The sequence below is a fragment of the Duganella sp. 3397 genome (assembly GCF_031456625.1).
In the GTDB taxonomy this organism is placed as follows: domain Bacteria; phylum Pseudomonadota; class Gammaproteobacteria; order Burkholderiales; family Burkholderiaceae_D; genus Rugamonas; species Rugamonas phyllosphaerae.
This window is the reverse complement of the sequence record NZ_JAVDVB010000008.1, coordinates 47,925-71,417: the sequence shown is the minus strand read 5'-3', so window position 1 is coordinate 71,417 and position 23,493 is coordinate 47,925. Positions and strand designations below refer to the sequence as shown.

The window sequence follows — 23,493 nt, the reverse complement described above, 5'->3', positions numbered from 1 at the left end:
ACGATGGCAGCCCGGTCCCGATGGCAGGCGTGGTACCGCGAACGCCGTGAGCGCTGGCTGATTGAACGTGACCGGCGCGAGGACCATGCAGGCAGCGGCCTCACGCTCACCCCGCGCCGCGTGTACATCCTGCCTACCCGGCCCGGCCTGTCGTTTACCGTCCTGCTGCTGATCATGCTGATCGGCGCCCTCAACTACAACCTGGGCCTGGGTTTCGCGCTGACCTTCTTTACCGGCGCCTGCGCCGTGGCCGATATGTATCTCACCACCCGCAACCTGGTGGCGCTCAGGCTGACGGCAGGCCGCGCGGCGCCGGTGTTTGCCGGCGAGCAGGCGCAGTTCGAAATACACCTGCACAACCCCACGCGGCGCGACCGCTTTGCGATCATGGTCGGCTTCGAAGACGCTGCCAGCGCAAACAAGGCCGGCGCGCCCACCCATGCCACCGACGTGGCGGCCGGCGCCAGCAGCGCCGTGGTGCTGTCGGCGCCGGCAACTGCCCGGGGCTGGCTGGCCGCGCCGCGCATTCGCCTGGTCACCAGTTTTCCGCTCGGGCTGTTTCGCGCCTGGTCGTACTGGAAGCCGGTACCGCCCGAGCTGGCGGTGCTGGTGTACCCGGCGCCCGAAACGCCGGGGCCGCCGTTGCCCTCGCACGGCGCCGCCAGCGAGGACGGCCACGGCGCGGTGGGCCTCGACAATTTTGCCGGCATCCGTCCCTACCAGCAGGGCGACCCGTTGCGCCACCTGGCCTGGCGCCAGATCGCGCGCCACGATCCGGCCCTTGGCGGCCAGCTGGTGACCAAGCAGTTCGACGGCGGCGCGGTAGCCGAACTGGCGCTCGATTTTGCCGACCTGCCGGCCCACCTGGGCCTCGAACTGCGGCTCTCGCGCCTGACCCAGTGGGTGCTGCAAGCGGAGCTGCACGCCCTGCCCTACAGCCTGCGCCTGGGCGCCGCATCGTATGGCCCGGCACTGGGCGAGGCCCACCGCGCCGCCTGCCTGCGCGCGCTGGCGCTGTACCGGGGGGCGGCATGAAGTCGCCGCTGTTCGAGCGCCTGCAACGGCTGCCGCGCGAAAAATCGGACACGCTGCTGCTCCTGGTGGCCGCGCTGATGGTGCTGGCGCCCCACTTCGGCCACCTGCCGCCGTGGACCAGCGTGGCCGTCTGCGCAATCCTGCTGTGGCGCGCGGTACTCACCTGGCGCGGCCGGCGCATGCCGTCGTTCCGGGTGCTGCTGCCGGTGTCGGTGTCCAGCATGGCCGGCGTGTACGCCAGCTTCGGCACGCTGCTGGGGCGCGACCCCGGCGTGGCCATGCTCACGCTGCTGCTGGCGTTCAAACTGCTCGAGATGCGCGCACGGCGCGACCTGTTCGTGGTCGTATTCCTGGCGTTCTTCGTGCTGCTGACGAATTTCTTCTACTCGCAAAGCATGCCCACCGCGCTGTTCATGGTGGCCACGCTGATCGTGCTGCTCACCGCCCTGCAAACCTTTCAGTACACGGGCATGGTGCCGCCGCTGGGCGCTCGCCTGCGCACGTCGGCGCGGCTGTTCGCGCTGGCGGCGCCGCTGGCGGTGATGATCTTCATCGTCTTCCCGCGCATCCATGGGCCGCTGTGGGGCATGCCGGGCGACGCCGCCAGCGGCCGCACCGGCCTGTCCGACAGCATGGCGCCCGGCACGCTGTCGTCGCTGGCGCTTTCCGACGAGGTGGCGTTCCGCGTGCGCTTCCCGGGCGCGCAGACGCCGCCGCAGCAGCAGCTTTACTGGCGCAGCATCGTGCTGGGCGACTACGACGGCAGTACCTGGACCCGGGTGCCGCGCCGGCGCGGACCGCAGCGCCAGGAGATTGCCATCGCCCTGCGCGGCGCACCGGTGCGCCAGGAGGTCACCATGGAGCCCAGCGGCCAGCGCTGGCTGGCGGTGCTGGAACTGGGTGGCCCGCAGGTGGAGATGGCGGGCTACGGCGTGCGCGATTCGGACGAGATGGAGTACTTCACCACCACGCCGGTGGACCGCCGTGCGCGCTACAGCGCGACCTCGTATCCAGACTACGCGCTGCAGGCCAACGCCCAGCCGGAGAGCCTGACGCGCTGGCTGGAACTGCCGGCCGGCTTCAACCCGCGCACACTGGCGCTGGCGCGGCAACTGCGCCAGGCCGCGCCGCATGCCGATGGCGCCGCACTGTCGCAGCAAGTGCTCGACAAATTCCGCCGGGAGGCCTTCAGCTACACCCTGCAGCCGCCGCTGGGAGGACGTAACCTGGTCGACGATTTTCTGTTCGCCAGCCGCGCCGGCTTTTGCGAACACTACGCCAGCGCGTACGTGGTACTGATGCGCGCCATGGGCGTGCCGGCGCGCGTGGTTACCGGCTACCAGGGCGGCGAGCGCAACCCGGTCGATGGTTACCTGGCGGTGCGCCAGTCCGACGCCCATGCCTGGGCCGAGATCTGGCTGCCAGGGCGTGGCTGGCGCCGGGTGGATCCCACTGCAGCCGTGGCGCCCGAGCGCGTATCGCGCAACCTGGCGCGGGCGCTGCCGGCGCCGGCCGGCTTTGCGCCGTTGTTTGCGCTGCAAAACGATCCCGATTCCTGGCTGGCAGGCTTCAGATTCCGCTACGCGGCGCTCAATAATGCTTGGAATCAATACATCCTCGATTACAATCCAGAGCGGCAGCGCAGTTTTCTTGCGCAGTTGAGCACCAGCCTGGCGACCTGGCGCGCAGCCCTGGCGGCGCTCATGATCGCTGTGCTGGTGGCGCTGTGGCGCTGGCGGCGCCAGCGGCGCGCGGTCGATCCGCTCGAGGCTGTATACGAGGCCTTTTGCCGCCAGCAAGCGCGCCACGGCAACCCGCGCCAGCCCGACGAAGGGCCGGCCGCCTATGCTGCCCGCTTGCGCACGCGGCCGGCAAGTGCGGAACAGCACGCCGCCGCCGACCAGTTTTTGTTACTGTACGGGACGCTCAAATACGCCGCGCCCGACCCCGAATCACGCACAGCGTCGCTGGCGACGCTTACAACACTGTTACCCCTATGCCGACAAAAACCCTGATTGCTCCCTTGCTGGCCTCCGTGCTGCTCACCTGCGCCGCCGGCGCCCATGCCCAAAACCAGCCGGTGGACCGCTACGGCTACAAGCAGCCGCCGCAAAAAAAGGCCGCGCCCAAGAAAAAGGCCGAGCCCAAGCCGGCACCCAAGGCGGCCACCGATTACGTCGGCGAATACGTCAACTTCGGCGAGTGGAAGGAAGTGCGGGCATTCCTCGACGACGTTGCCATCCGCGACAATTTCGACCGCAAGGAGCTCGACACCATGATGAGCCAGGTGCGCTACCTCGACTCGGTGGTGCAACTGGTGAAACCGGCGCCGCCGGGCAAGCCGAAGAACTGGCAGGCGTACCGGGCCCTCAATGTCGATCCGGTACGCACCAGCGCCGGCGTGCGGTTCTGGAACGAGAACGCCGAGGCGCTGGCGCGCGCCGAATCGCTGTACGGCGTGCCGGCCGAGATCATCGTCGCCATCGTTGGCGTGGAAACCGTGTACGGCCGCATCACCGGCCGCTTCCGCGTGCTCGACACCCTGGCCACGCTGGCATTTGCCTATCCCGAGTCGCCATCGCGCGAAGCGCGCATGACGTACTTCAAGGGCGAGCTGGAAGCGGCGCTGCTGTTTGCCCGCGCCGACGGCCTGGACCCGCTGTCGCTGCGCGGCTCGTTTGCCGGCGCCATGGGCATGCCGCAATTCATGCCCAGCAGCGCAATGAAATACGCGGTCGATTTCGACGGCAGCGGCAAGATCGACCTGCTTGGCTCGAGCACCGACGTGGTCGGCAGCGTGGCGTCGTTCCTGGCCGCGCACGGCTGGCAGCGCGAGGTCACGGGGCCGATCGCCTACCCGGTCAAGGTGTCGCCCAACCGCGCCTGGGAACCGCTGCTGCAACAGGGCTTGACGGCAAAATACAAGCCGCAGGACTTGACGGCGGCCGGTGTCGTCCCCACCGTAGCATTGCCGGAACAAGCGATGTACGGCCTGGTGGATTTGCAGAACGGCGGCGAGGCGACCGAGTACTGGGCGGCCAACCCGAACTTCTTTGCCATCACCCAATACAACCGCAGCTATTTCTACGCGATGTCGGTGGTGGACCTGGGGAAGGCGATCAAGGATGCGCGTGCCACCACAAGTACTGGCACGGCGGCTGGCAATCCATAAGGATGTAAGTAAGCGTAAATGCTCTTGGGACAAGTTCCTGAGAGCACTATCTTAATTACCATTTAGAAATTATCTTCCGTGCGACAACTAACTTAGCGCGGCAAAAAAATATCCGGCACAACAACTGAATTGCCTTACAATTAAGTTTAGTTGCTAATATGATGTGTGCACGGAAGCTTAGCACACGAAGCGGTGTATAATTCTCACACAATGTTGCATCGTGACAACAAGATAACACCAACAACGCTTTTTTTAATTGCTGCTGAGTATTATATTGCGCGATGTTGTATAATTGTGTATATATTATGAAACTTTTTATCCCGGAATTGCGTCCATGTGTGAGTTTTCCTGTCGAGGGAAGAACGTTACGCGGCAAAGCGAGTTCCGAGTGTTGTACTTAGCAGGACAACTTTACCCGAAGGAAAAGACGATATCATGACAAACCAAGTCGGCATAGATATGAACAACGATGCGGATGGCGATGATCTGCTGCAATACAATCCCAACCGCCTGCTCGATACGCTGATCGAGAACCTGCGTCTGAAAAACGATGCAGCACTGTCGCGTGCGTTGGAAGTCGCGCCGCCGGTCATTTCGAAAATTCGTCACCACCGCCTGCCGGTCGGCGCTTCGCTGCTGATCCGCATGCACGAAGTGAGCGATCTGAGCATTCGCGACCTGCGTTACCTGATGGGCGATCGCCGCAACAAGTTCCGCATCAGCGACAAGCAGTTCAAACCGAAAGATCCGGTCGATTCCGGTTCGGGCAGCCAGGGTTAATTTACCCCGGTCGTCACATCATCCCGGCCCCTTACGGGGGCGCGGGATTATCTGCATTGTCAGGCTGGGAACACACCGGTCGACAGGTAACGGTCGCCACGGTCGCACACGATGAACACGATCGTTGCGTTCTCCACCGTTTGCGACAGCCGCAGCGCGATCTCGCAGGCGCCCGCCGCCGAAATCCCACAGAATATGCCCTCTTCCGCCGCCATGCGGCGCGCCATGCGTTCGGCTGCGGCCTGCGACACCGATTCCACCTTGTCTACCCGCGTACGGTCGTAAATTTTCGGCAGATAGGCTTCGGGCCATTTGCGGATGCCCGGTATCGACGAACCTTCTTCGGGCTCGGCGCCGATGATCTGCACGTCGGGGTTCTGCTCCTTCAGGTACCGCGACACGCCCATGATGGTGCCGGTGGTGCCCATGGCGCTGACAAAATGCGTGACCCGGCCGTCGGTGTCGCGCCAGATTTCCGGGCCGGTGCTGTCGTAGTGGGCGCGGGCGTTGTCCTGGTTGCCGAACTGGTCGAGGATGATGCCCTTGCCGTCCTTTTGCAGTTGGTCGGCCATGTCGCGCGCGTATTCCATGCCGCCGGTCTTGGGCGTGAGCATGATCTGGGCGCCGTAGGCGGCCATGCTCTGGCGCCGTTCGATGCTCAGGTTTTCCGGCATCAGCAGCAGCATCTTGTAGCCGCGCAGCGCAGCGGCCATGGCCAGCGCAATGCCGGTATTGCCGCTGGTCGCTTCGATCAGGGTGTCGCCAGGCTTGATGTCGCCGCGTTCCTCGGCGCGCTTGAGCATGGACATGGCGGCGCGGTCCTTGACCGAACCGGCCGGGTTGTTGCCTTCGAGCTTGCCCAAAATGATGTTGTTGCGTGCGGCCGCCTCGGCGCCCGGCAGGCGCGTCAGCTGCACCAGCGGCGTGTTGCCGATCGTATCTTCCAGAGTCTTGTAAGCCATCGTTGTCTTTGTCGGTGAGTGCGTCAGAACAGCCATTTTAATCCGAGTTGGGCTTGCGTGTATGGCAAGCCCCTCCCGAAAGGACAAGACGCGCCAACTCTTCACACGCGCGCCACGCCTTGCGCTAGACTTTCACCAAACCGCCACTCCGGCGCATCCCTACTTCTTTCCACACCATGGCCATCTCCCCACTCGACCCCATCGCCGCAGAAACGCACGACGCCCTGGCCACCTCGCCCACTGCGCCTGTGCCGGCCCACGCCGCTCCCACGCTCGACCTCGATAAACGCGGCTACCAGATCTTCCCCACGCTCAGCCCCGGCGACGTCAAGCAGATGCTGCGCTTCGGCCAGCAGCGTATTTACCAGGACGGCGAACCGGTGATCGAGGCGGGCAAGACCTGCTACGGCCTGATGCTGGTGCTCAAGGGCGCGCTGGCCATGTACCGCACCAACGGCCTCGACGAGCCGATGCTGTTTACCACCCACACCGTGGGCCAGTTCGCCGGCGAAGTGGCGCAGCTGTCGGGCCGCTCGCCGCTGGCCAATGGCTACGCGGTTGGCGCCACCGACGTGCTGGTGGTGCCGCCGGAGTCGCTGCGCGCGCTGCTGGTGGCGCACGCCGACCTCGGCGAGCGCATCGTGCGCGCGCTGATCCTGCGCCGGGTGGGCCTGATCGAACAGAACTCGGGCGGCCCCACCATCATCGGCGCACGCAGCCAGGGCCGGGTCCATGCGCTGCAGAGTTTTTTGTCGGCCAACGGTCATCCTTACAGCGTGATCGATCCGGCCGAAGACCAGCGCGCCGCCGACCTGATCGCCGCGCATGACGCCAGCGGCGACGACCTGCCGCTGGTGGTCTGCCCCGACGGCGCCATCAAGAAGAATCCGACCACGGTGGACATGGGCCGCTGCCTGGGCATGCTGCCCGAACTCGATGACAACAAGGTGTGGGACGTGATCGTGGTGGGCGCCGGCCCGGCCGGCCTGGCCACCGCCGTGTATGCCGCGTCCGAAGGGCTGTCGGTGCTGGCGCTGGAAACGCGCGCCTACGGCGGCCAGGCCGGCGCCAGCGCCCGTATCGAAAACTACCTGGGCTTCCCCACCGGTGTCTCGGGTGGCGCCCTGGCCGGGCGCGCGTACGTGCAGGCGCAGAAGTTCGGCGTGGAGATCGCCATCCCCGCGCCCAGCGGCCGCCTGATCTGCGACACCTGGCCGCTGCAAGTGGAAATGTGCGGCAGCTACCAGCGCCTCAAGGCCCGCACCGTGGTGCTGTCGTGCGGAGCGCGCTACCGCCGCCCCTCGCTGGCCAACCTCAAGCAGTTCGAGGGCAAGGGCGTGTATTACTGGGCCTCGCCCATCGAAGCCAGGCTGTGCCGCTCGGAGGAAATCGTGCTGGTCGGCGGCGGCAACTCGGCCGGCCAGGCCGCCGTGTTCCTGTCGGCCCACGCGTCCAAGGTGCACATGCTGATCCGCCGCGACAGCCTGTCCGCCACCATGTCGAGCTACCTGATCGAACGGATCGAAGCCACGCCGAATATCGAGCTGCACACGTACAGCGAAATCGTCGCACTCGAGGGCAACGACGACGGCCTGAAACAGATCCGCGTGCACAATTCAAAAACCGGGCAAGAGACCGACTACGATGTGTGCCGCGTATTCCTGTTCATCGGCGCCGATCCCAACACGGCGTGGCTCGGCGACTGCGGTGTCGATGTGGACGACCACGGTTTCATCCGCACCGGTTTCGACGTCACCAAGGCCCAGTGCCGCGCCAACTTCGAAAACGGCGTCTATCCGCGCGAGCTGCCCAGCCGCGCGGCGCTGGAAACCAGCGTGCCGGGCGTGTTCGCCATCGGCGACGTGCGCGCCACCTCCACCAAGCGGGTGGCCGCAGCGGTGGGCGAAGGCGCGGCGGTGGTCTCGCAAATCCACCAATTTCTGGCGAACCTGCCGGTGGACAAGCGAGCGGTGTAACCGACCTGGCAGCGGCTTTTCTCGGGACCTGTCTGAACAGGCTTACGCCCTTGCGTCGAGCTCCCGCTCCACCTCCGCCAAGGCGGCACTCGACCCGCTTACCAAGGCGCGCAGGCTGCTGCGCGCGGGTTCGGCGCGCAGCCGTGCAGACTGCTCGCTGCCGAGGTTGTCGTACCAGATCTGCGATTGCGTCAGCCATTTGCCCAACGACGCATCGAGTCGCAGCGCCAGCACCTGTTCCCGGTCGAGCCGCAGGCTGAGCCGGGCAATCCATTCGAGCCACTGCCACGGATGGCTTTCCGCCATGCGCAACAGCAGCCGCAGGTCGCCTACCGCCTCGAGCATGCGCGCGACCTGCTCGAACGGCAGATAGGCGCCGTCACGCTGTACCAGCATGGCGCCAAACTTGCGCACCCGGGGCGCGCTATCTGCCAGCGCGACCGCCGCGATATGATCCTTGTCGGCTGCGGCCAGTTTGAACCACGCAGTCAACGCGGCCAGACGTACTATGGCGCGAGTGTCGGCAGCGCATGAGCGCACCAGTTCCGTATCGCCCAGGGCGCGCAGCGCAGCCAGTTCGGCCAAGCAGATCTGCGCGGTTCTGGCCGTTACCGCCTGGCCAAGCAAGGTGCGGTAATAGGCTCGCACATCGACGCCCAGCGCGCCAAGATACTCGCGTGCCACGTACCTGGCAGACGACTGGGTATCGCCCAGGGCGCGCATCGCGGCTGTCTTCCGCGCTTCCGGCGTCGCATCGTCCTGTGCCAGCAAACCACGCAAGGCCCGGGTACGCACCGTGCCAAAATGCGAACGCAGCGCCAGCGCCTGGCAAGCAGGCTGCTGACCGGCAGGCAAGTCACCGATCAGTTGCACCGCTTCCAGGCACAGCACGATATCGTCACCACGGCCCAGTATCAGCGCGATCAGGGCGTGCGTATCGACGAGCCGGTAGCGCATCAGCAACCCGATGCAGGCGCGCGCGCTGACAATATCGCCATGGCGCGCCTGCTCGGCAATCACATCGGTCCCCAGCAGCGCGATCAGCCTGGCCTCGAACGTTGCGAGCCACTGCGCGCTGTCGCCCCGGCCGCTACCGCCACGCAGCCGCAACATGCCGGGCAAGTTGGCCAGCAATTGCGCCTTGGGCGAGGTCAGCAGCAATTCCGACAGCGCCTGGCGCGCAGCCTCGCGCACTTCGGGCACCCAGTCGTTGAGACGCTCGTTGACGATGGGCAGCAAGTCGGGCTGGCCCAGCTGACCACATCGGCGCACGGCAGCCTCCCGTACATAACCGGAACAATTGGCGGCGTACCGGCTCAGGTCAGGCAGCGTATGTGCGCATGACGCGTCCGCGATCAATGTTTGCAGATAATTTGCCATCGCCTTACCTTGCCGCCGCATCGATGGCATTAATTTCGAAATCACCGTCATCGACCAGCCGCTCCCGCCCCGGGAAGCGGTCGATGCCCTTGCTGCGCATGACCGACAGCACCAGGCTCTGGCCTGGCACCGGGCGATCGGGCACCTGCTGGTAGAACGGATCGGCAAACGCCTGCGCGGGCGTGATGATGGTCCAGCCCATGTCCTTGAACTGCGCGATCGCGTCCTTGAGCCACAGCGCATTGACCAGGTTGTGGTGCAGCAGGATCACTTGCGGGATGTCTCGGCCTTGGTACTGGCGCGACAGGTCGCGGTAGGCGGTGGCGCGCTGGCGCAGGTGGTCCAGGTAGGCTTGCCGGATCACGGTCAGATCTGCCTTGGGATTGGCCTCGAGGACCTCGTTGAGTTTTTCGTCGAGGCGCCAGTCACTGGTGTCGAGCGAAACGCCGCCATTGCGGTAGCCGTGCTGCTTGAGGAAGGCGCGCATGCCGTCGCGCTTCTCCGGCGTGTTGCCCTCGCGCAGATAGGTGTAGCGGAACCATTTTTGATAGCCGGGCAGCGGCGCGATGATGCGGTCGCAATCGAGCACTTCCTGCTGGTACTGCGCCAGCGTTACCTTGGTGCTGTTCAGGTCCGGGTGCGTCATGGTGTGATTGCCTACCGCGTGGCCGGCGTCGCCCCAGGCCTTCGCCAGCGCCAGCCCGGCCGGCTCGTTGGCGCCGTTGCCGCAGGTGACGAATAACGCGGCCGAGACGTGGTGCGCGGCCAGCGCGCCGAGCAGCGCATCGTTGCGCTGCTGCGGGGTCATCAAAGGCGTTTGTTCCAGGCGCGGGCCGTCGTCGAAGGTGAAGGCGACGGTTTGTGCGGCAGCCGTGCCCAGTGTGCACACAATGGCGGTGGCAGTGGCGGCCACGGCCAGGATCAATCGTTTCATGCAGTCTCCTTGAGGCGTTTGAGTTGGGCGGCCTGGTAGGCGCCGAAGGCGTCGTTGAACAGGCAGCGGATCAGCGGGTCGTCGGCGATGTCGGCGTCCTCGGGCGCACCGTTGATGCGCAAATACATCGAGGTGAGCGACTCGCCCAGCGCCAGGCCGGCGTACAGCTTGGCAGCGGGGATTTCGGTGGTCCAGCCCAATGGCTGGCTGCCGGTGGCTGCTGCAATGCTGCCGTCTTCAATATCAGCGCGCTCGATGCTGTCACCGTGAATGCGATAGCGGAAGCGGCGCCCTGCCCCGTCATGATCGAACACCGTCAGCTGCCACCGGCGCGGCTCCATGAAATAACTGTCGTCGGGCAGTTCCATCTCTTCATACTTTTGCAGCAGGCCGCGCTGGCAGAAGTCCAGCACCAGCGCCGCCTGTTCCACGGTCAATGCCGGAAAGCGGCGCGCGATGTCGGCCGTGGCTGGTGGCGCGATGGCCGGGTCGTACTGGAAATCGACGTCCTGGTCGCCTACCGGGATCACCCACGGCAACGGCGCGGCCGGCGTCAAGGCCTGCGGGGTCAGTTCGAACGCCACCGAGGGATCGAGGCGCACCACGTGCGCGGCCGGCAGCCAGGCGCCTGCATCCTGCGCGAACTGGCGGTACGTGATCGGGAACATGGCGTGGTTGTACCACGACCATGGCTCCTGCACGAACTGGCACGAGCTGGGCACCACGTAGCGCGGGTTCAGTGCTTGCAGTTGCCCGGGCCAGTCGTCGGGCAGCGCCACCGCCGGTGTGGCGCGCGCGCCGGCCATCGCGGGCACGGGCGCGCATACCAACTCTGGCGCGGTGTCGCCATCACGCGTGCGCGACGGCGCGATCACGTCCACTTCGCGCATGGTCTGGAATGGCCACAGCACCATGTCCCACGGTGCGTAGGCCTTCAACTGCTCCAGCGTGTGCGGGTCCATCCATGAATCGACCACGTTGAGGATGTTCAGGCCCTCGGCGCGGATGTGGAACATGGAATCGACTTCGTCATCGAGCGCGCGGCGGGCGATGATCTCGAAGGCGCCCACGTGCACCGGGGCGTCAATTGCCAGTGACTGCACGTTGGTGAAACCGAGTTCGCGCAACATGGCGAACAGTTCCTCGAACAGGCAGTAGAGGTAGACCGGCGTGGCGCGCGGCAGCAGGTGCAGGCTGTCGAACGAGCAGTGGTCGTCGTGGAAGTGCGAGATGAAGATGGCATCGGGCGTGAGTTGCCGGATTTGGCCCGGGTCGAAGCGGACGTCGGGAAAGGCGTGGCAGTTGCGGCTGAAAGGGTTTTCGAAGATGGGGTCGAACAGGATCTGGGTGCCGCCGGATTCGAAGACGTAGCCGGCGTGGAGGATGCGGGAAATTTTCATGGAGGCCAGTTGATGTAGCTCTTTGCGCCAACCGCAAAGCCGTCATCCCCGCGCAGGCGGGGATCCAATTTGTGTGCGCGGTGTTGGCTTTGATGACAAAGGCGGCGCAGGCGCAATTGGATTCCCGCCTGCGCGGGAATGACGAAGTACACGTTAGCGACCTATTTAGCCGCAGCCTTGGGCTTGGCCGGCGTACCTGCCGCCACCGCTGCACCATCCTTGCCCTTGCCATTGACTACCAGCCCCGCTGCCGACAGCTTGAGCGCGTTCTTCTCGCCCACGCCCTTTACCCGCTGCTGGAAATCGCTCCAGTCCTTGAATTCGCCCTTCTTGCGCTCTTCCAGGATGGCCTTGGACTTGGCCGGGCCGATGCCGTTGACGCTGTCCAGTGCGGCCGCGTCGGCCTTGTTGACATCGACCTGGGCGAAAGCGAAGTTCATCGTGGCGACCAGTGCGACGACTGCGAGCATGAGTTTCTTCAACATGACATTCTCCGTTATGAAGTGAGCAGGAGCGACCATCGCACCCTGCATACTCCCTAACGCCAGCGCTTGCGCCAAGTTGACCCGCCCGCTTGATCAACGTCAAGCCGGCGCGGCCATATTGAGCGACCTCAGCCGAACACTCAGCCGAACAATTCTTCGCGCGTCACCGTCGCCGTCCCGAGCTTGCCCACCACGATGCCGCCGGCGCGATTGGCGGTCTGCACCGCCTCGTTCCAGCCAGCGCCCGCGCCCAGCATGCAGGCCATGGTGGCGATCACGGTGTCGCCTGCGCCGGAGACGTCGAACACTTCGCGCGCAGCGGCCGGCATGTGGTACTGCTGGCCGTCCGTGTAGAGGGTCATGCCCTCTTCCGAGCGGGTGAGCAGCAAGGCGTCCAGGCGCAGGTCGGCGCGCAGTTGCTGGGCCTTGGCCGTCAGCTGTTCTTCACTCGACCAGGTGCCGACGATCTGGCGCATTTCCGATTTATTTGGCGTGAGCACGGTGGCGCCCGCATAGCGCGAAAAATCGTCGCCTTTCGGATCGACCATCACCACCTTGCCGGCCGCGCGCGCCGACGCGATCATGTCGGCCACGGCGACCAGGCTGCCCTTGGCGTAGTCCGACAGCACGATCACGTCGTAGTCGTGCAACAGCGTCTTGAATTGCTCGAGCTTGTCGCGCAGCACCGTGTCGGTGGGCGCTTCCTCGAAGTCGATGCGCACCATCTGCTGCTGGCGGCCGATCACGCGCAGCTTGACGATGGTCGATATCGCCGCGTCGCGCTGCAGATAGCTGTGGATGCCGCCGGTTTCCAGCATCTGCTCCACCTCGTTGCCCGCCTCGTCGGCGCCCACCACGCCCAGCAGGGCCGTGTGCGCACCGAGGGCTGCGGCGTTGCGCGCCACGTTGGCGGCGCCGCCCAGGCGCGCTTCGCGGTGGTTGACGCGCACGATCGGTACCGGCGCTTCCGGCGAAATGCGGTTGACGTCGCCGAACCAGTAGCGGTCCAGCATGACGTCGCCCACGATCAGGATGCGCACCGTGTTCAGGTCCGGTGCGGTGTAAGTCGTCAGGTCGTTGGCCATCGTTCAGTTCATCACGTTGAGTTCTTCGGTGCGGCGCGGCGGGTAGGTCTCCCAGCGGCTGCAACCGGGGCACTGCCAGTAGAACTGGCGCGCCTTGAAGCCGCAATGGCTGCACTGGTAGCGCGCCAGCTTTTGCGTATAGCCGTGCACCAGGTTCTTCACCATCGACAGCTCGGAGACGATGGCCGCCGGCGCATCGACCATGCGCGCTTCGAGCAGGCGGTCGAGTCCCAGCAGGGTCGGCGTGCGACGCAGCTCGTTGACGACCAGTTCCTTGGCCTCGGCCACGCCGTGCAGTTCCATCACTTCCTTGTACACCACTTCCAGCAGGTCGATCGACGACGCCTGTTCCAGGTACGACTTGAGCAGGTTGACGCCTTCCTGCGGCCGGCCCACCTTGCGGTAGCCGTCCATGATGCGCTGGGCGACCAGCGCCGTGTGCGGCACGCTGATCTGCTCCACGCGGCGCCAGGTCAGCAGCGCGCCTTCGACATCGTCCTTGGCCAGCTGGGCGTCGCCGGTCAGAATGGTGGCGCGCACGTTGTTGCGGTCGGCCGCCAGCGATTTATCGAGCAGCGCCATCGCTTCATCGACATGGAGGTGCACCAGCGCGTCCTGCGCCATCTCGCAGTAAAACTGCGCGATCTCTTTTTGACGCGACCCGGCGCCCGACTCCTGCAGGCCCATCGCCGATTCGATCGCGCGCGGCCACTCTTTTTCGCGCTGGAAGATCTCCAGCAACTGGCGCCGTGCCTGGGCGCCGTACTGGCCGTTGATCAGGCGATTGAAGGTTTCTTCGGCGCGGTCGAGCAAGCCCGCCTTCAGGTAATCGACCCCGAGTTCGTACTCGGCGTGTTCTTTCTGCTCCTGCGGCAGGTCCGGCCGCGCCAGTAAATTCTGGTGCACGCGAATGGCGCGTTCGGTCTCGCCGCGGCGGCGGAACAGGTTACCGAGCGCGAAGTGCATGTCGGCCGATTCCGGGTCGAGCCGCACGATCTCGATGAAGGCGTCGATCGCCTTGTCCGGCTGGTCGTTGAGCAACAGGTTCAGGCCCTTGAAGTAGCCGCGCGGCAGGGTGCGCGATTCGGCCATCAGTTGACGGATATCGACCCGCGCCGCCAGCCAGCCAAGGCCGAAGAAGACCGGGATACCCAGCAACCAGAAGAGTTCAAATTCCATGCTTTATTCTTTTGAGGATGATGCAGTGGCTTAAGGAGCGAGGACGCTGTCGGGCTGTGGCTGGGCATTGGCCCGCTGCGCCGTCGTTTGCATCGTCGTGATGGTGGATTTGTGTTTATTGGTTTCGCGGCGATAGCGAAACACCGTGGGCGTGAGCGCCAGCACGCCCAGTACGGCGCCGGCCACGAAGCACCCGAGCAGCATCAGCACCAGCGGGCCGCGCAGCTCATAGTGGAGAAACAGGTGCAGATCGACTTCCTGCGTATTTTTCAGGGCGAAGCCAAAAAACAGGACGAATAGAACAAGTCCAACGAGGGTGGATACAAATTTCATCAGCCTGATTCCTGATCGGATTTTCCAAGAGCGCCAGTATGGCATTAGAACCGCTAAAAAAAAAGCGGCATCCGAGGACGCCGCTTTTTCGTTTAAACCGTCACAACCTCAGTCCTCGATGATCGGTTGCCCGACCATCGCGTCGACCCGCTCGCGCAACTGCTTGCCGGGTTTGAAGTGGGGTACCCGTTTTTCAGGCACCATCACCTTGTCACCCGACTTGGGATTACGCCCGATGCGTGGTGGCCGGCTGTTGAGGGCAAAGCTGCCAAAACCACGGATCTCGATGCGTTGACCGGTCGCCAGGGCGTTGGTCATCGCATCAAGAATGGTCTTGACCGCATACTCCGCATCTTTGGCCACCAGCTGAGAATAACGCTCAGCCAGGCGGTTGATGAGTTCGGACTTAGTCATCGACTGGTTCTAGTGTTACTTAGTTCTTGTTATCGAACTTGGCTTTCAGCAGTGCGCCCAGGCTGGTGGTGCCCGAAGCTGCGCTGCTGTCCGAAGCCATCGACTTCATCGCTTCCTGGGTTTCAGCGTTGTCTTTTGCTTTGATCGACAGCTGGATCGAACGTGCTTTACGGTCGATGTTGATCACCAGAGCTTCGACGGCGTCGCCGACTTTCAGGTGGGTGCCAGCATCTTCAACGCGGTCACGCGAGATTTCCGAAGCGCGCAGGTAGCCTTCGACTTCTTCCGACAGTTGAATCACGGCGCCTTTAGGCTCCACCGATTTCACGGTACCGTTAACCAGCGAACCTTTGTCGTTCATGGCGGCGAAGTTGTTGAACGGGTCACCTTCCAGTTGCTTGACGCCCAGGGAAACGCGCTCGCGCTCAACGTCGATGGCCAGAACGATGGCTTCCAGTTCGTCACCTTTCTTGAACTTGCGTACGGCTTCTTCGCCGGACTCGGTCCACGACAGGTCGGACAGGTGTACCAGGCCGTCGATGTTGCCAGCCAGGCCGATGAACACGCCGAAGTCGGTGATCGACTTGATCGCGCCGCGGACTTTGTCGCCCTTCTTGTGGGTAACGCCGAAGTCATCCCATGGGTTGGCTTTGCACTGCTTCATGCCCAGCGAAATACGACGACGCTCTTCGTCGATTTCCAGAACCATCACTTCTACTTCGTCGCCCAGCTGGACAACTTTGTTTGGAGCGACGTTCTTGTTGGTCCAGTCCATTTCGGAAACGTGTACCAGACCTTCGATACCTTGTTCCACTTCAACGAACGCGCCGTAGTCGGTGAGGTTCGTCACTTTACCGAACAGACGGGTGCCTTGTGGGTAACGACGGGACAGACCGGTCCAAGGATCGTCGCCCAGTTGCTTCACGCCCAGCGAAACACGGTTTTTCTCTTGATCGTATTTCAGCACTTTAGCGGTGATTTCCTGACCAACGGTCAGAACTTCCGATGGGTGACGCACACGACGCCATGCCAGGTCGGTGATGTGCAGCAGGCCGTCGATGCCGCCCAGGTCCACGAACGCGCCGTAGTCGGTGATGTTTTTCACAACGCCGGTCACGACCGTGCCTTCTTTCAGCGTTTCCATCAGTTTCTGACGCTCTTCGCCCATCGAAGCTTCGATGACGGCGCGACGCGACAGAACCACGTTGTTACGCTTGCGGTCCAGTTTGATAACTTTGAATTCGAGGGTTTTGCCTTCGAACGGGGTGGTGTCCTTGACTGGACGGGTGTCAACCAGCGAACCCGGCAGGAATGCGCGGATGCCGTTGGTCAGGACGGTCAGGCCGCCTTTGACTTTACCGTTGACGGTGCCGACGACGATCTCGCCCGACTCCATTGCTTTTTCCAGTGCCAGCCACGAAGCCAGACGCTTGGCTTTGTCGCGCGACAGGATGGTATCGCCGAAACCATTTTCCAGCGATTCGATGGCCACGGAAACGAAGTCGCCTACTTTGACTTCCAGTTCGCCTTGGTCATTCTTGAATTCTTCAACAGGGATGAATGCTTCCGATTTCAGGCCGGCGTTCACGATCACGAAGTTGTGATCCAGACGAACGACTTCAGCCGAGATCACTTCGCCCGAACGCATGTCTTGACGCGACAGGGATTCTTCGAAGAGGGCTGCAAAACTTTCCATATTAGACATTGTAACTTCCAGGTTTGCCAACAAGGCTCGCGATATGCGACTTCAGTTGGGTTAGGGTTGAAACACGTCTAGGCCGCAGAGCGGCCAGACACCTTACCAAAAACATACGACTTAATGCTTATGCCCCAGGGCGGCGTACCACTTCAACACCTGTTCGACCGCTTCGTCAGCAGTCAGATTCGACGTTTCGAGCACATGCGCCCCTTCGGCAGGGACCAGCGGCGCGATGGCCCGGTTTGTATCCCGGTCGTCCCGCGCCTGCAAATCCATCAGCAGGTCTTCCATCTTAGCAGAAATTCCCTTGCCGATCAATTGCTTGTAGCGCCGCTCGGCCCTGGCAGCAACACTTGCCGTCAAAAACACCTTGAGCGGGGCGTGCGGGAAGATCACCGAGCCCATGTCGCGCCCGTCCGCCACCACGCCCGGCGCCTTGCGAAAGCCCAGTTGCAGGCCCACCAGCGCATGGCGCACGGCCGGGAACGTGGCGATTTTCGACGCGGTATTGCCCACCACCTCGGCGCGGATGGCGTCGCTCACGTCCTCGTGGCCGAGCAAAATATGCTCGCCCTGGAAGCTGCATTGCAGGTGTTCGGCCAGCTTGGCCAGCGCATGTTCGTCGGCCAGGTCGGTATCGCGCCTCAAGGCAGACAGCGCCGTCAGGCGATACAGCGCGCCCGAATCCAGGTAGTGGAAGCCGAGTTTATCGGCAACGCGATGTGCGACAGTGCCCTTGCCGGATGCGGTAGGGCCGTCGATGGTGATGACTGGAATCTGGGATGTTGGCATGTGTTTACTATTTTGCAATCGCCGCAAACGCAGCGAAGTATTCAGGGAAGGTTTTGCCGACGCACTTGGGGTCGTTGATGCGCACGGCCGTGCCCTTGCGCGCCAGGCCGTCGAGCGACGCCAGCGAGAAGCACATCGCCATGCGGTGGTCGTCGTAGGTATCGATAGTAGCAGGACCGAGGGCGGCGGGCGGCGTCACACGAATGAAATCGGCGCCCTCCTCCACCGTGGCGCCCAGCTTGCGCAGCTCGGTGGCCATGGCGGCGATGCGGTCGGTTTCCTTCACGCGCCAGCTGGCGATGTTGCGCAAGGTGCTGGTGCCGTCCGCGTACAGGGCGGCAATCGCGATCGTCATGGCGGCGTCGGGAATGTGGTTGAAGTCGGCGTCGATGGCTTTTAACGGGCCATTGCTGCTCGCTTCGATCCAGTTGTCGCCCATGACGATGGTCGCGCCCATCTGTTCGAGCGCTGCGGCAAAGCGCACGTCGCCCTGGATGCTCTGCCGGCCCACGCCTTCGACGCGCACCGGGCCGCCGCCTATCGCGCCGGCCGCCAGGAAGTACGACGCCGACGACGCGTCGCCCTCGACGTGGATGGTGCCCGGCGACTGGTACACCTGGCCGGGTTCAATCGTGAACGACGACCAGCCGTCCTGCGCCACCTGCACGCCGAAGCGGCGCACCAGGTTCAGGGTGATTTCGATATACGGCTTGGAAATCAGCTCGCCGATGACGTCGATGGTGATCGCGTGCTCGCGCGCCATCAGCGGTGCGACCATCAGCAAGGCCGTCAGAAACTGGCTCGACACATCGCCGCGCACCGACAGGCGCTGCGCGTGGATCTTGCCCTGCTTGATGTGCAGTGGCGGGTAGCCGGGATTGCCCGTGTAGTCGACATTGGTGCCGGCCGCGTTCAGGGCATCGACCAGGTCGCCGATCGGCCGCTCGTGCATGCGCGGCACGCCGTGCAGCGTGTAGTCGCCGCCGATCACGGCCAGCGCGGCGGTCAGCGGCCGGATCGCCGTGCCGGCATTGCCCATGAAGAGGTCGGCCGATTTATTGGGCAGCACGCCAGCCACGCCTTTGACGTGGTGGATGGTGCCGGTGGCGGTTGCTTCTTCGCTCCATTCCACGCCCAGCGAGCGCAGCGCCGCCAGCATGACGGCAGTGTCGTCCGAGGCCAGCAGGTCGATGATATTGACGTCGCCCTGCGAGAGCGCGGCCAGCAGCAGGATGCGGTTGGAGATGGACTTGGAGCCCGGCAGGCGCACGGTGCCTTGTACGTGGGTGACCGGTTGCAGGTCGATGTAGTCGTGGTTCATAGGTATTCCTTAAAGACAGCCGCAATAACAGTAACGCGCCGCCCTCGAATCCGTCATCCCCGCGGACGCGGGGATCCATGGAACACTCGAGCAGTGCCAGCTTCACCATCAGCCAACATCGTTCGAATGCCGTATGGATCCCCGCGTGCGCGAGGATGACGGAGCGGCGGCCGCAGACTATTTGCGGTCTATCTGGTTAATCCGCTTTATCCGCCAACTGCGGCGCTTCCGCCGTTTCAATCGCGGTAATCCATTGATGTCTTGCGCGCTGGGCATTGCCGTACACGTGTTCCAGGCCAGCGCCGTCGCCAGCGGCCAGCCGGCCACGTAGCGCCGCCAGCTGCGCCATGTAGGCATCGAGCTCGGTCAGCAGTGCGGCCTGGTTGGCCAGGCTGATGTCGCGCCACATTTCCGGCGACGAGCCGGCAATGCGGGTGAAGTCGCGGAAGCCGCTGGCCGCGTACTGGAACAGCAGGTCCGCATGGGGCTTGCGGGCGATATCGTCCACCAGCGCATACGCCAGCAGGTGCGGCAGATGGCTCACCGCCGCGAACACCTTGTCGTGCTCTTCCGGCGACAGGCGATGGATAATCGCCCCGCACGCGCGCCACGCGGCCGCCACTCGCTCGACGTCGGCCGCACTGTTCTCGGCCAGCGCCGTCAACACCACCTTCTTGCCGACATAGAGGTCGTCGATCGCCGCCTCGGGACCATTGGTTTCGCGCCCGGCGATGGGATGACCCGGTACGAACTGCGCTACCTTCCCTGCCAACGCACTACGCGCAGCGGCCACCACGTCCGACTTGGTGCTGCCGGCGTCGGTCACCACGGTGCCCGGTTGCAGGTGCGGGGCGATGGCCGCCAGGATCGCTTCGGTCTGCGCCACCGGCGCGGCCAGCAGCACCAGGTCGGCGCCAGCCAGCGCTTGCTGCACGTCGGCGCCGATCACGTCGATGATGCCCAATTCGAGCGCGCGCTGCATCGATGCCTGCGAGCGGCCCATGCCCACCACCGTCTCGACCACGCCGGCCTTTTTCAGCGAACGGGCAAACGAGCCGCCGATCAGGCCCACGCCAAAAATGACTGCCTTCTTCATCTTCAGCTTTCGGCCAGCGCCTTGGTCAGCGCCGCGATCAGCACCGCGTTTTCCTGCGGCAGGCCGATCGAGATGCGCAGCCACTCGGGCAATCCGTAGTTGCCCACCGGGCGCACGATCACGCCCTGCTTGAGCAGCGACAGGTTGACGCGCGCGCCGGCGCCGGTGTCTTCGCCCACCTTGACCAGCACGAAGTTACCGTACGACGGCACGTACTCGAGCCCAAGCTGCTCGAACGCTTCGGTAAACTGGCGGTAGCCGGCGGCGTTGTTGGTCGCGCTCTTGGCCAGGAATTCCTTGTCGTTGAGCGCAGCGATGGCAGCAGCCTGCGCCAGCGAGTTGACGTTGAACGGCTGGCGAATCCGGTTCATCAGGTCCGTCAGCGCCGGCTGGGCGATGGCAAAACCGACGCGCAACCCGGCCAGGCCATAGGCCTTGGAGAAAGTGCGCGAGACCAGCAGGTTCGGGTATTTTTTCACCCAGTCGGCCGACTCGAACTGGTTTTCCTGCGCCAGGAATTCGTTGTACGCCTCGTCGAGCACCACCACCACGCTGGCCGGCACTTTCTGCAGGAACGCCTCGATGTCGGCAGCCGGAATGAAAGTGCCGGTAGGGTTGTTCGGGTTGGCGATGAAGACCAGGCGCGTGTCTTCGGCAATCGCGGCGAGCATGGCGTCGAGGTCATGGCCGTGGGCCTTGGCCGGCACCACGATGTGGCGTGCCCCCACGCCCTGGGTGGCCAGCGCGTACACGGCAAACGAATACTGCGAATACACGACCGACTGGCCGCGCTCCACGAAGGCGTGGGCGGCAATTTCCAGGATGTCGTTGCTGCCGTTGCCCAGCGTGATCCAGTCGGCCGGCACGTTGTAGCGCTTGGCCAGCGCGGCTTTCAGGTCGAAGCCGTTGGCGTCCGGGTAGCGGCCCAGTTCGGCGGCGGCAGCGCTCATGGCGGCCTTGGCCGATTCCGGCACGCCGAACGGGTTTTCGTTGGATGCCAGTTTGACGATGGCGTCTTCCTGCAAACCGAATTCACGCGCGACTTCAGCGATCGGTTTGCCGGCCTGGTAAGGAGCAATGGCGCGGACGTACTCCGGCCCGAAATTCTTGGTCATGGTGGTCTCTCTTTTTTATAGGTTCAAGTCAGGCTTACCGGGTAGGAACCCAGTACCTTGAAGAAGGCAGCATTGCCCTGCAATTCTTCCAGCGCCTTGGCCACGGCGGGGTTTTCGATATGGCCTTCGACGTCCACGTAAAAATAGTATTCCCAGTTACCGTTGCGGGCCGGGCGCGATTCGAAACGCGTCATCGACACGCCGTTCTGCGCCAGGGAACCGAGCAGACGGTAAACCGAGCCGGCCTTGTGCGGCGCGGCCAGCGCCATCGACGTGCGGTCGATGCCCGATGGACCGGTGCGCAAGGTGCCGATCACGGCAAAGCGGGTGCGGTTGTGCGGGTCGTCCTGGATATTGGCTTTCACGGTACCCAGGCTGTAGCGTACGCCGGCGCGCTCGCCGGCAATCGCCGCCACCGAGTGATCGTCGCGCGCCATGCGCGCCGCTTCCGCGTTGGACGAGACGGCGCGGCGCTCGATCTCGGGGTAATTGTTGTTCAGCCAGATCTGGCACTGCGCCAGCGCCTGGGCGTGGGCGCAGATCGCGGTCACGCCGTCCATGGTGCCGCTGCCGGTGAGCAGGCTGTGACGCACGGCGATGGCCACCTCGCCGCTGATGGTCAGCGGCGTGTTGAGCAGCAGGTCGAGCGTGCGGCCGATGGCGCCCTCGGTGGAGTTCTCCACCGGCACCACGCCAAAGTCGGCGGTGCCGGCCTCGGTGGCGCGGAACACTTCGTCGATGGAAGCGCACGCCATCACATCGACCGCAGTGCCGAACTGCTGGTACACGGCCTGTTCGCTGTAGGTGCCGGCCGGTCCCAGGAAGGCGACGGTCACGCGTTTTTCCAGCGAACGGCAGGCGGACATGATTTCGCGGAAGATGGTCTGCATCTCGGCGTTGCCCATGGGGCCCGGGTTGCGGTCGGCCACGCCGCGCAGCACCTGCGCTTCGCGCTCGGGACGGAATACCGGGGCGTTGGTTTCGGCCTTGACGTGGCCCACTTCCTGCGCCACCTGGGCGCGGCGGTTGAGCAGGTCGAGGATTTGCGCGTCGATCGCATCGATCTGTTCGCGCAGGGGTTTGAGTTTGTCGTTCATGGCGGTTTCTTTATCAGCTAAACGCAAAGCCGTCATTCCCGCGCAGGCGGGAATCCATAGAACGCGTCTTCAGTACGCTCAGTATGGATCCCCGCGTTCGCGAGGATGACGTTGGTAAAGGCAACGGTTATCGCCGCCCAGCGAATTCGTTTAAATAGTCTACCAGCGCCTGCACACCTTCTATAGGCATGGCGTTGTAGATCGATGCGCGCATGCCGCCGACGGACTTGTGGCCCTTCAGCTGCAGCAGGCCGCGCGCCTTGGCGCCGGCCAGGAATTCGTCGTTCCGGCTTTCGTCCTTCAGGTAGAAGGGAATGTTCATGCGCGAGCGGCTGCCCGCATCCACGCGGGTCTGGTAAAAATCGTCGGCATCGAGCGCCGCGTACAGCAGCTTGGCCTTGGCGATGTTGCGCTCTTCCATGGCCGCCACGCCGCCGTTCTTTTTCAGCCACTGGAACACCAGCCCGGCGATGTAGATGCCGTAGGTGGGCGGCGTGTTGTACATCGAGTCGTTGTCGGCCACCAGCTTGAAGTCGAACGCCGACGGGCACGCTGGCAGCGCCTTGCCCAGCAGGTCGTCACGCACGATGACGATGGTCAGTCCCGCCGGGCCGATGTTTTTCTGGGCGCCGGCAAAGATCACGCCGTATTTCGACACGTCGATGCGACGCGACAGGATGTGCGACGACATGTCGGCCACCAGCAGCACGTCCGGCTGCACTGCCGGCACACCGGCATCGACATCGAATTCGACACCGTCGATGGTCTCGTTGGTGCACATGTGCAGGTAGGCCGCGCCGGGCGTGAGCTGCCAGGTGGACTGCGGCGGCACCGACGTCATCGACGAAGCGGCGATGTTGACGTTGGCGTACTTGGCGGCTTCCTTGATGGATTTGCCCGACCACGAACCGGTGTGGATGAAATCGATGGTTGCTGGCTGCGGCTTGTGGCCCACCAGGTTCAACGGAACCAGGGCGTTCTGGGACAAGCCCCCGCCCTGCATGAACAAGATCTTGTAATTGTCCGGTATTGCCAGCAGCTCGCGCAGGTCGCGCTCGGCCGCCTTGTAGATCGAAATGAACTCTGGTCCGCGGTGGCTCATCTCCATCACCGACATGCCGCTGCCATGCCAGTCCAGCATTTCGGCGGCGGCTTGCGCCAGCACTTCCTTGGGCAGGACGGCCGGGCCGGCGGAGAAGTTATAGATGTGAGTCACGTTGCGTTCCTTATTAAACAAT

General features: G+C 64.0%; 21 protein-coding genes. 5 read left to right on the top strand and 16 right to left on the bottom strand.

What is annotated here, in order from left to right:
* Nucleotides 1-3: 3 nt before the first annotated feature.
* The 4 genes from J2X54_RS22615 (at nt 4) to J2X54_RS22600 (ending at nt 4,987) form a co-directional block, all read left to right on the top strand.
* Complete coding sequence (locus J2X54_RS22615) at nt 4-1,035, top strand: DUF58 domain-containing protein (RefSeq protein WP_310184071.1); 1,032 nt, start codon at nt 4-6, stop codon at nt 1,033-1,035.
* Nucleotides 1,032-3,050 carry a DUF3488 and transglutaminase-like domain-containing protein gene (locus J2X54_RS22610; RefSeq protein WP_310184070.1) on the top strand — a complete coding sequence of 673 codons (2,019 nt, stop codon included), beginning with the start codon at nt 1,032-1,034 and terminating at the stop codon, nt 3,048-3,050. The genes J2X54_RS22615 and J2X54_RS22610 overlap by 4 nt, the downstream gene beginning before the upstream one ends.
* Nucleotides 3,032-4,207, top strand: a complete 1,176-nt coding sequence (mltB, locus tag J2X54_RS22605; RefSeq protein ID WP_310184068.1) for a lytic murein transglycosylase B — start codon at nt 3,032-3,034, stop codon at nt 4,205-4,207. Before J2X54_RS22610 ends, mltB begins: the two co-directional genes overlap by 19 nt.
* Nucleotides 4,208-4,642: 435 nt before the next feature.
* On the top strand, nt 4,643-4,987 hold the full coding sequence (locus J2X54_RS22600) for a hypothetical protein (protein WP_026637273.1): 345 nt from the start codon (nt 4,643-4,645) through the stop codon (nt 4,985-4,987).
* A gap of 59 nt (nt 4,988-5,046) precedes the next feature.
* Here J2X54_RS22600 and cysM read toward each other — a convergent pair whose 3' ends face one another.
* On the bottom strand, nt 5,047-5,949 hold the full coding sequence (gene cysM / locus J2X54_RS22595) for a cysteine synthase CysM (RefSeq protein WP_070249396.1): 903 nt from the start codon (nt 5,947-5,949) through the stop codon (nt 5,047-5,049).
* A gap of 176 nt (nt 5,950-6,125) precedes the next feature.
* Here cysM and J2X54_RS22590 point away from each other — a divergent pair, with 176 nt between their 5' ends.
* Nucleotides 6,126-7,925 (top strand): FAD-dependent oxidoreductase, encoded by a 1,800-nt coding sequence (locus J2X54_RS22590; protein ID WP_310184064.1) that lies wholly within the window; start codon nt 6,126-6,128, stop codon nt 7,923-7,925.
* Between the two features lie 42 nt (nt 7,926-7,967).
* Here J2X54_RS22590 and J2X54_RS22585 read toward each other — a convergent pair whose 3' ends face one another.
* The 15 genes from J2X54_RS22585 to serC all read right to left on the bottom strand — a co-directional run bounded on the left by J2X54_RS22585 (nt 7,968) and on the right by serC (nt 23,471).
* The gene (locus J2X54_RS22585) at nt 7,968-9,305 is read right to left on the bottom strand and encodes a HEAT repeat domain-containing protein (protein ID WP_404990951.1); all 1,338 of its coding nucleotides are present in this window, start codon (nt 9,303-9,305) and stop codon (nt 7,968-7,970) included.
* Between the two features lie 4 nt (nt 9,306-9,309).
* Entirely contained in the window at nt 9,310-10,239 is a 930-nt protein-coding gene (locus J2X54_RS22580) for a polysaccharide deacetylase family protein (RefSeq protein WP_310184060.1), read from the bottom strand.
* Nucleotides 10,236-11,639 (bottom strand): MBL fold metallo-hydrolase, encoded by a 1,404-nt coding sequence (locus tag J2X54_RS22575; RefSeq protein ID WP_310184058.1) that lies wholly within the window; start codon nt 11,637-11,639, stop codon nt 10,236-10,238. Before J2X54_RS22575 ends, J2X54_RS22580 begins: the two co-directional genes overlap by 4 nt.
* Before the next feature lie 161 nt (nt 11,640-11,800).
* Complete coding sequence (locus J2X54_RS22570) at nt 11,801-12,124, bottom strand: DUF655 domain-containing protein (protein ID WP_070249392.1); 324 nt, start codon at nt 12,122-12,124, stop codon at nt 11,801-11,803.
* A gap of 140 nt (nt 12,125-12,264) precedes the next feature.
* The gene (rfaE1, locus tag J2X54_RS22565; protein WP_310184055.1) at nt 12,265-13,209 is read right to left on the bottom strand and encodes a D-glycero-beta-D-manno-heptose-7-phosphate kinase; all 945 of its coding nucleotides are present in this window, start codon (nt 13,207-13,209) and stop codon (nt 12,265-12,267) included.
* Between the two features lie 3 nt (nt 13,210-13,212).
* The gene (lapB, locus tag J2X54_RS22560; protein WP_070249390.1) at nt 13,213-14,388 is read right to left on the bottom strand and encodes a lipopolysaccharide assembly protein LapB; all 1,176 of its coding nucleotides are present in this window, start codon (nt 14,386-14,388) and stop codon (nt 13,213-13,215) included.
* A gap of 30 nt (nt 14,389-14,418) precedes the next feature.
* A complete protein-coding gene (locus J2X54_RS22555) occupies nt 14,419-14,721 on the bottom strand; it encodes a lipopolysaccharide assembly LapA domain-containing protein (RefSeq protein WP_019921782.1) in 303 nt (100 codons plus the stop codon).
* Between the two features lie 108 nt (nt 14,722-14,829).
* On the bottom strand, nt 14,830-15,135 hold the full coding sequence (locus J2X54_RS22550; protein WP_008446215.1) for an integration host factor subunit beta: 306 nt from the start codon (nt 15,133-15,135) through the stop codon (nt 14,830-14,832).
* Between the two features lie 19 nt (nt 15,136-15,154).
* Nucleotides 15,155-16,831, bottom strand: coding sequence for a 30S ribosomal protein S1 (gene rpsA, locus J2X54_RS22545; RefSeq protein WP_070249389.1), 1,677 nt, complete (start codon nt 16,829-16,831; stop codon nt 15,155-15,157).
* Between the two features lie 120 nt (nt 16,832-16,951).
* Nucleotides 16,952-17,626 carry a (d)CMP kinase gene (gene cmk, locus J2X54_RS22540; protein ID WP_070249388.1) on the bottom strand — a complete coding sequence of 225 codons (675 nt, stop codon included), beginning with the start codon at nt 17,624-17,626 and terminating at the stop codon, nt 16,952-16,954.
* 7 nt (nt 17,627-17,633) lie between these two features.
* Nucleotides 17,634-18,947: a 3-phosphoshikimate 1-carboxyvinyltransferase gene (gene aroA, locus J2X54_RS22535; RefSeq protein ID WP_310183990.1), complete on the bottom strand. Its 1,314-nt coding sequence runs from the start codon at nt 18,945-18,947 to the stop codon at nt 17,634-17,636.
* Nucleotides 18,948-19,143: 196 nt separating this feature from the next.
* A complete protein-coding gene (locus tag J2X54_RS22530; protein WP_310183988.1) occupies nt 19,144-20,043 on the bottom strand; it encodes a prephenate dehydrogenase/arogenate dehydrogenase family protein in 900 nt (299 codons plus the stop codon).
* A 2-nt stretch (nt 20,044-20,045) separates the two neighbouring features.
* Nucleotides 20,046-21,158 (bottom strand): histidinol-phosphate transaminase, encoded by a 1,113-nt coding sequence (hisC, locus tag J2X54_RS22525; RefSeq protein ID WP_310183986.1) that lies wholly within the window; start codon nt 21,156-21,158, stop codon nt 20,046-20,048.
* A gap of 23 nt (nt 21,159-21,181) precedes the next feature.
* Nucleotides 21,182-22,255, bottom strand: coding sequence for a prephenate dehydratase (gene pheA, locus J2X54_RS22520; RefSeq protein WP_070249384.1), 1,074 nt, complete (start codon nt 22,253-22,255; stop codon nt 21,182-21,184).
* A gap of 127 nt (nt 22,256-22,382) precedes the next feature.
* On the bottom strand, nt 22,383-23,471 hold the full coding sequence (gene serC, locus J2X54_RS22515; protein ID WP_310183982.1) for a 3-phosphoserine/phosphohydroxythreonine transaminase: 1,089 nt from the start codon (nt 23,469-23,471) through the stop codon (nt 22,383-22,385).
* Between the last annotated feature and the right edge of the window lie 22 nt (nt 23,472-23,493).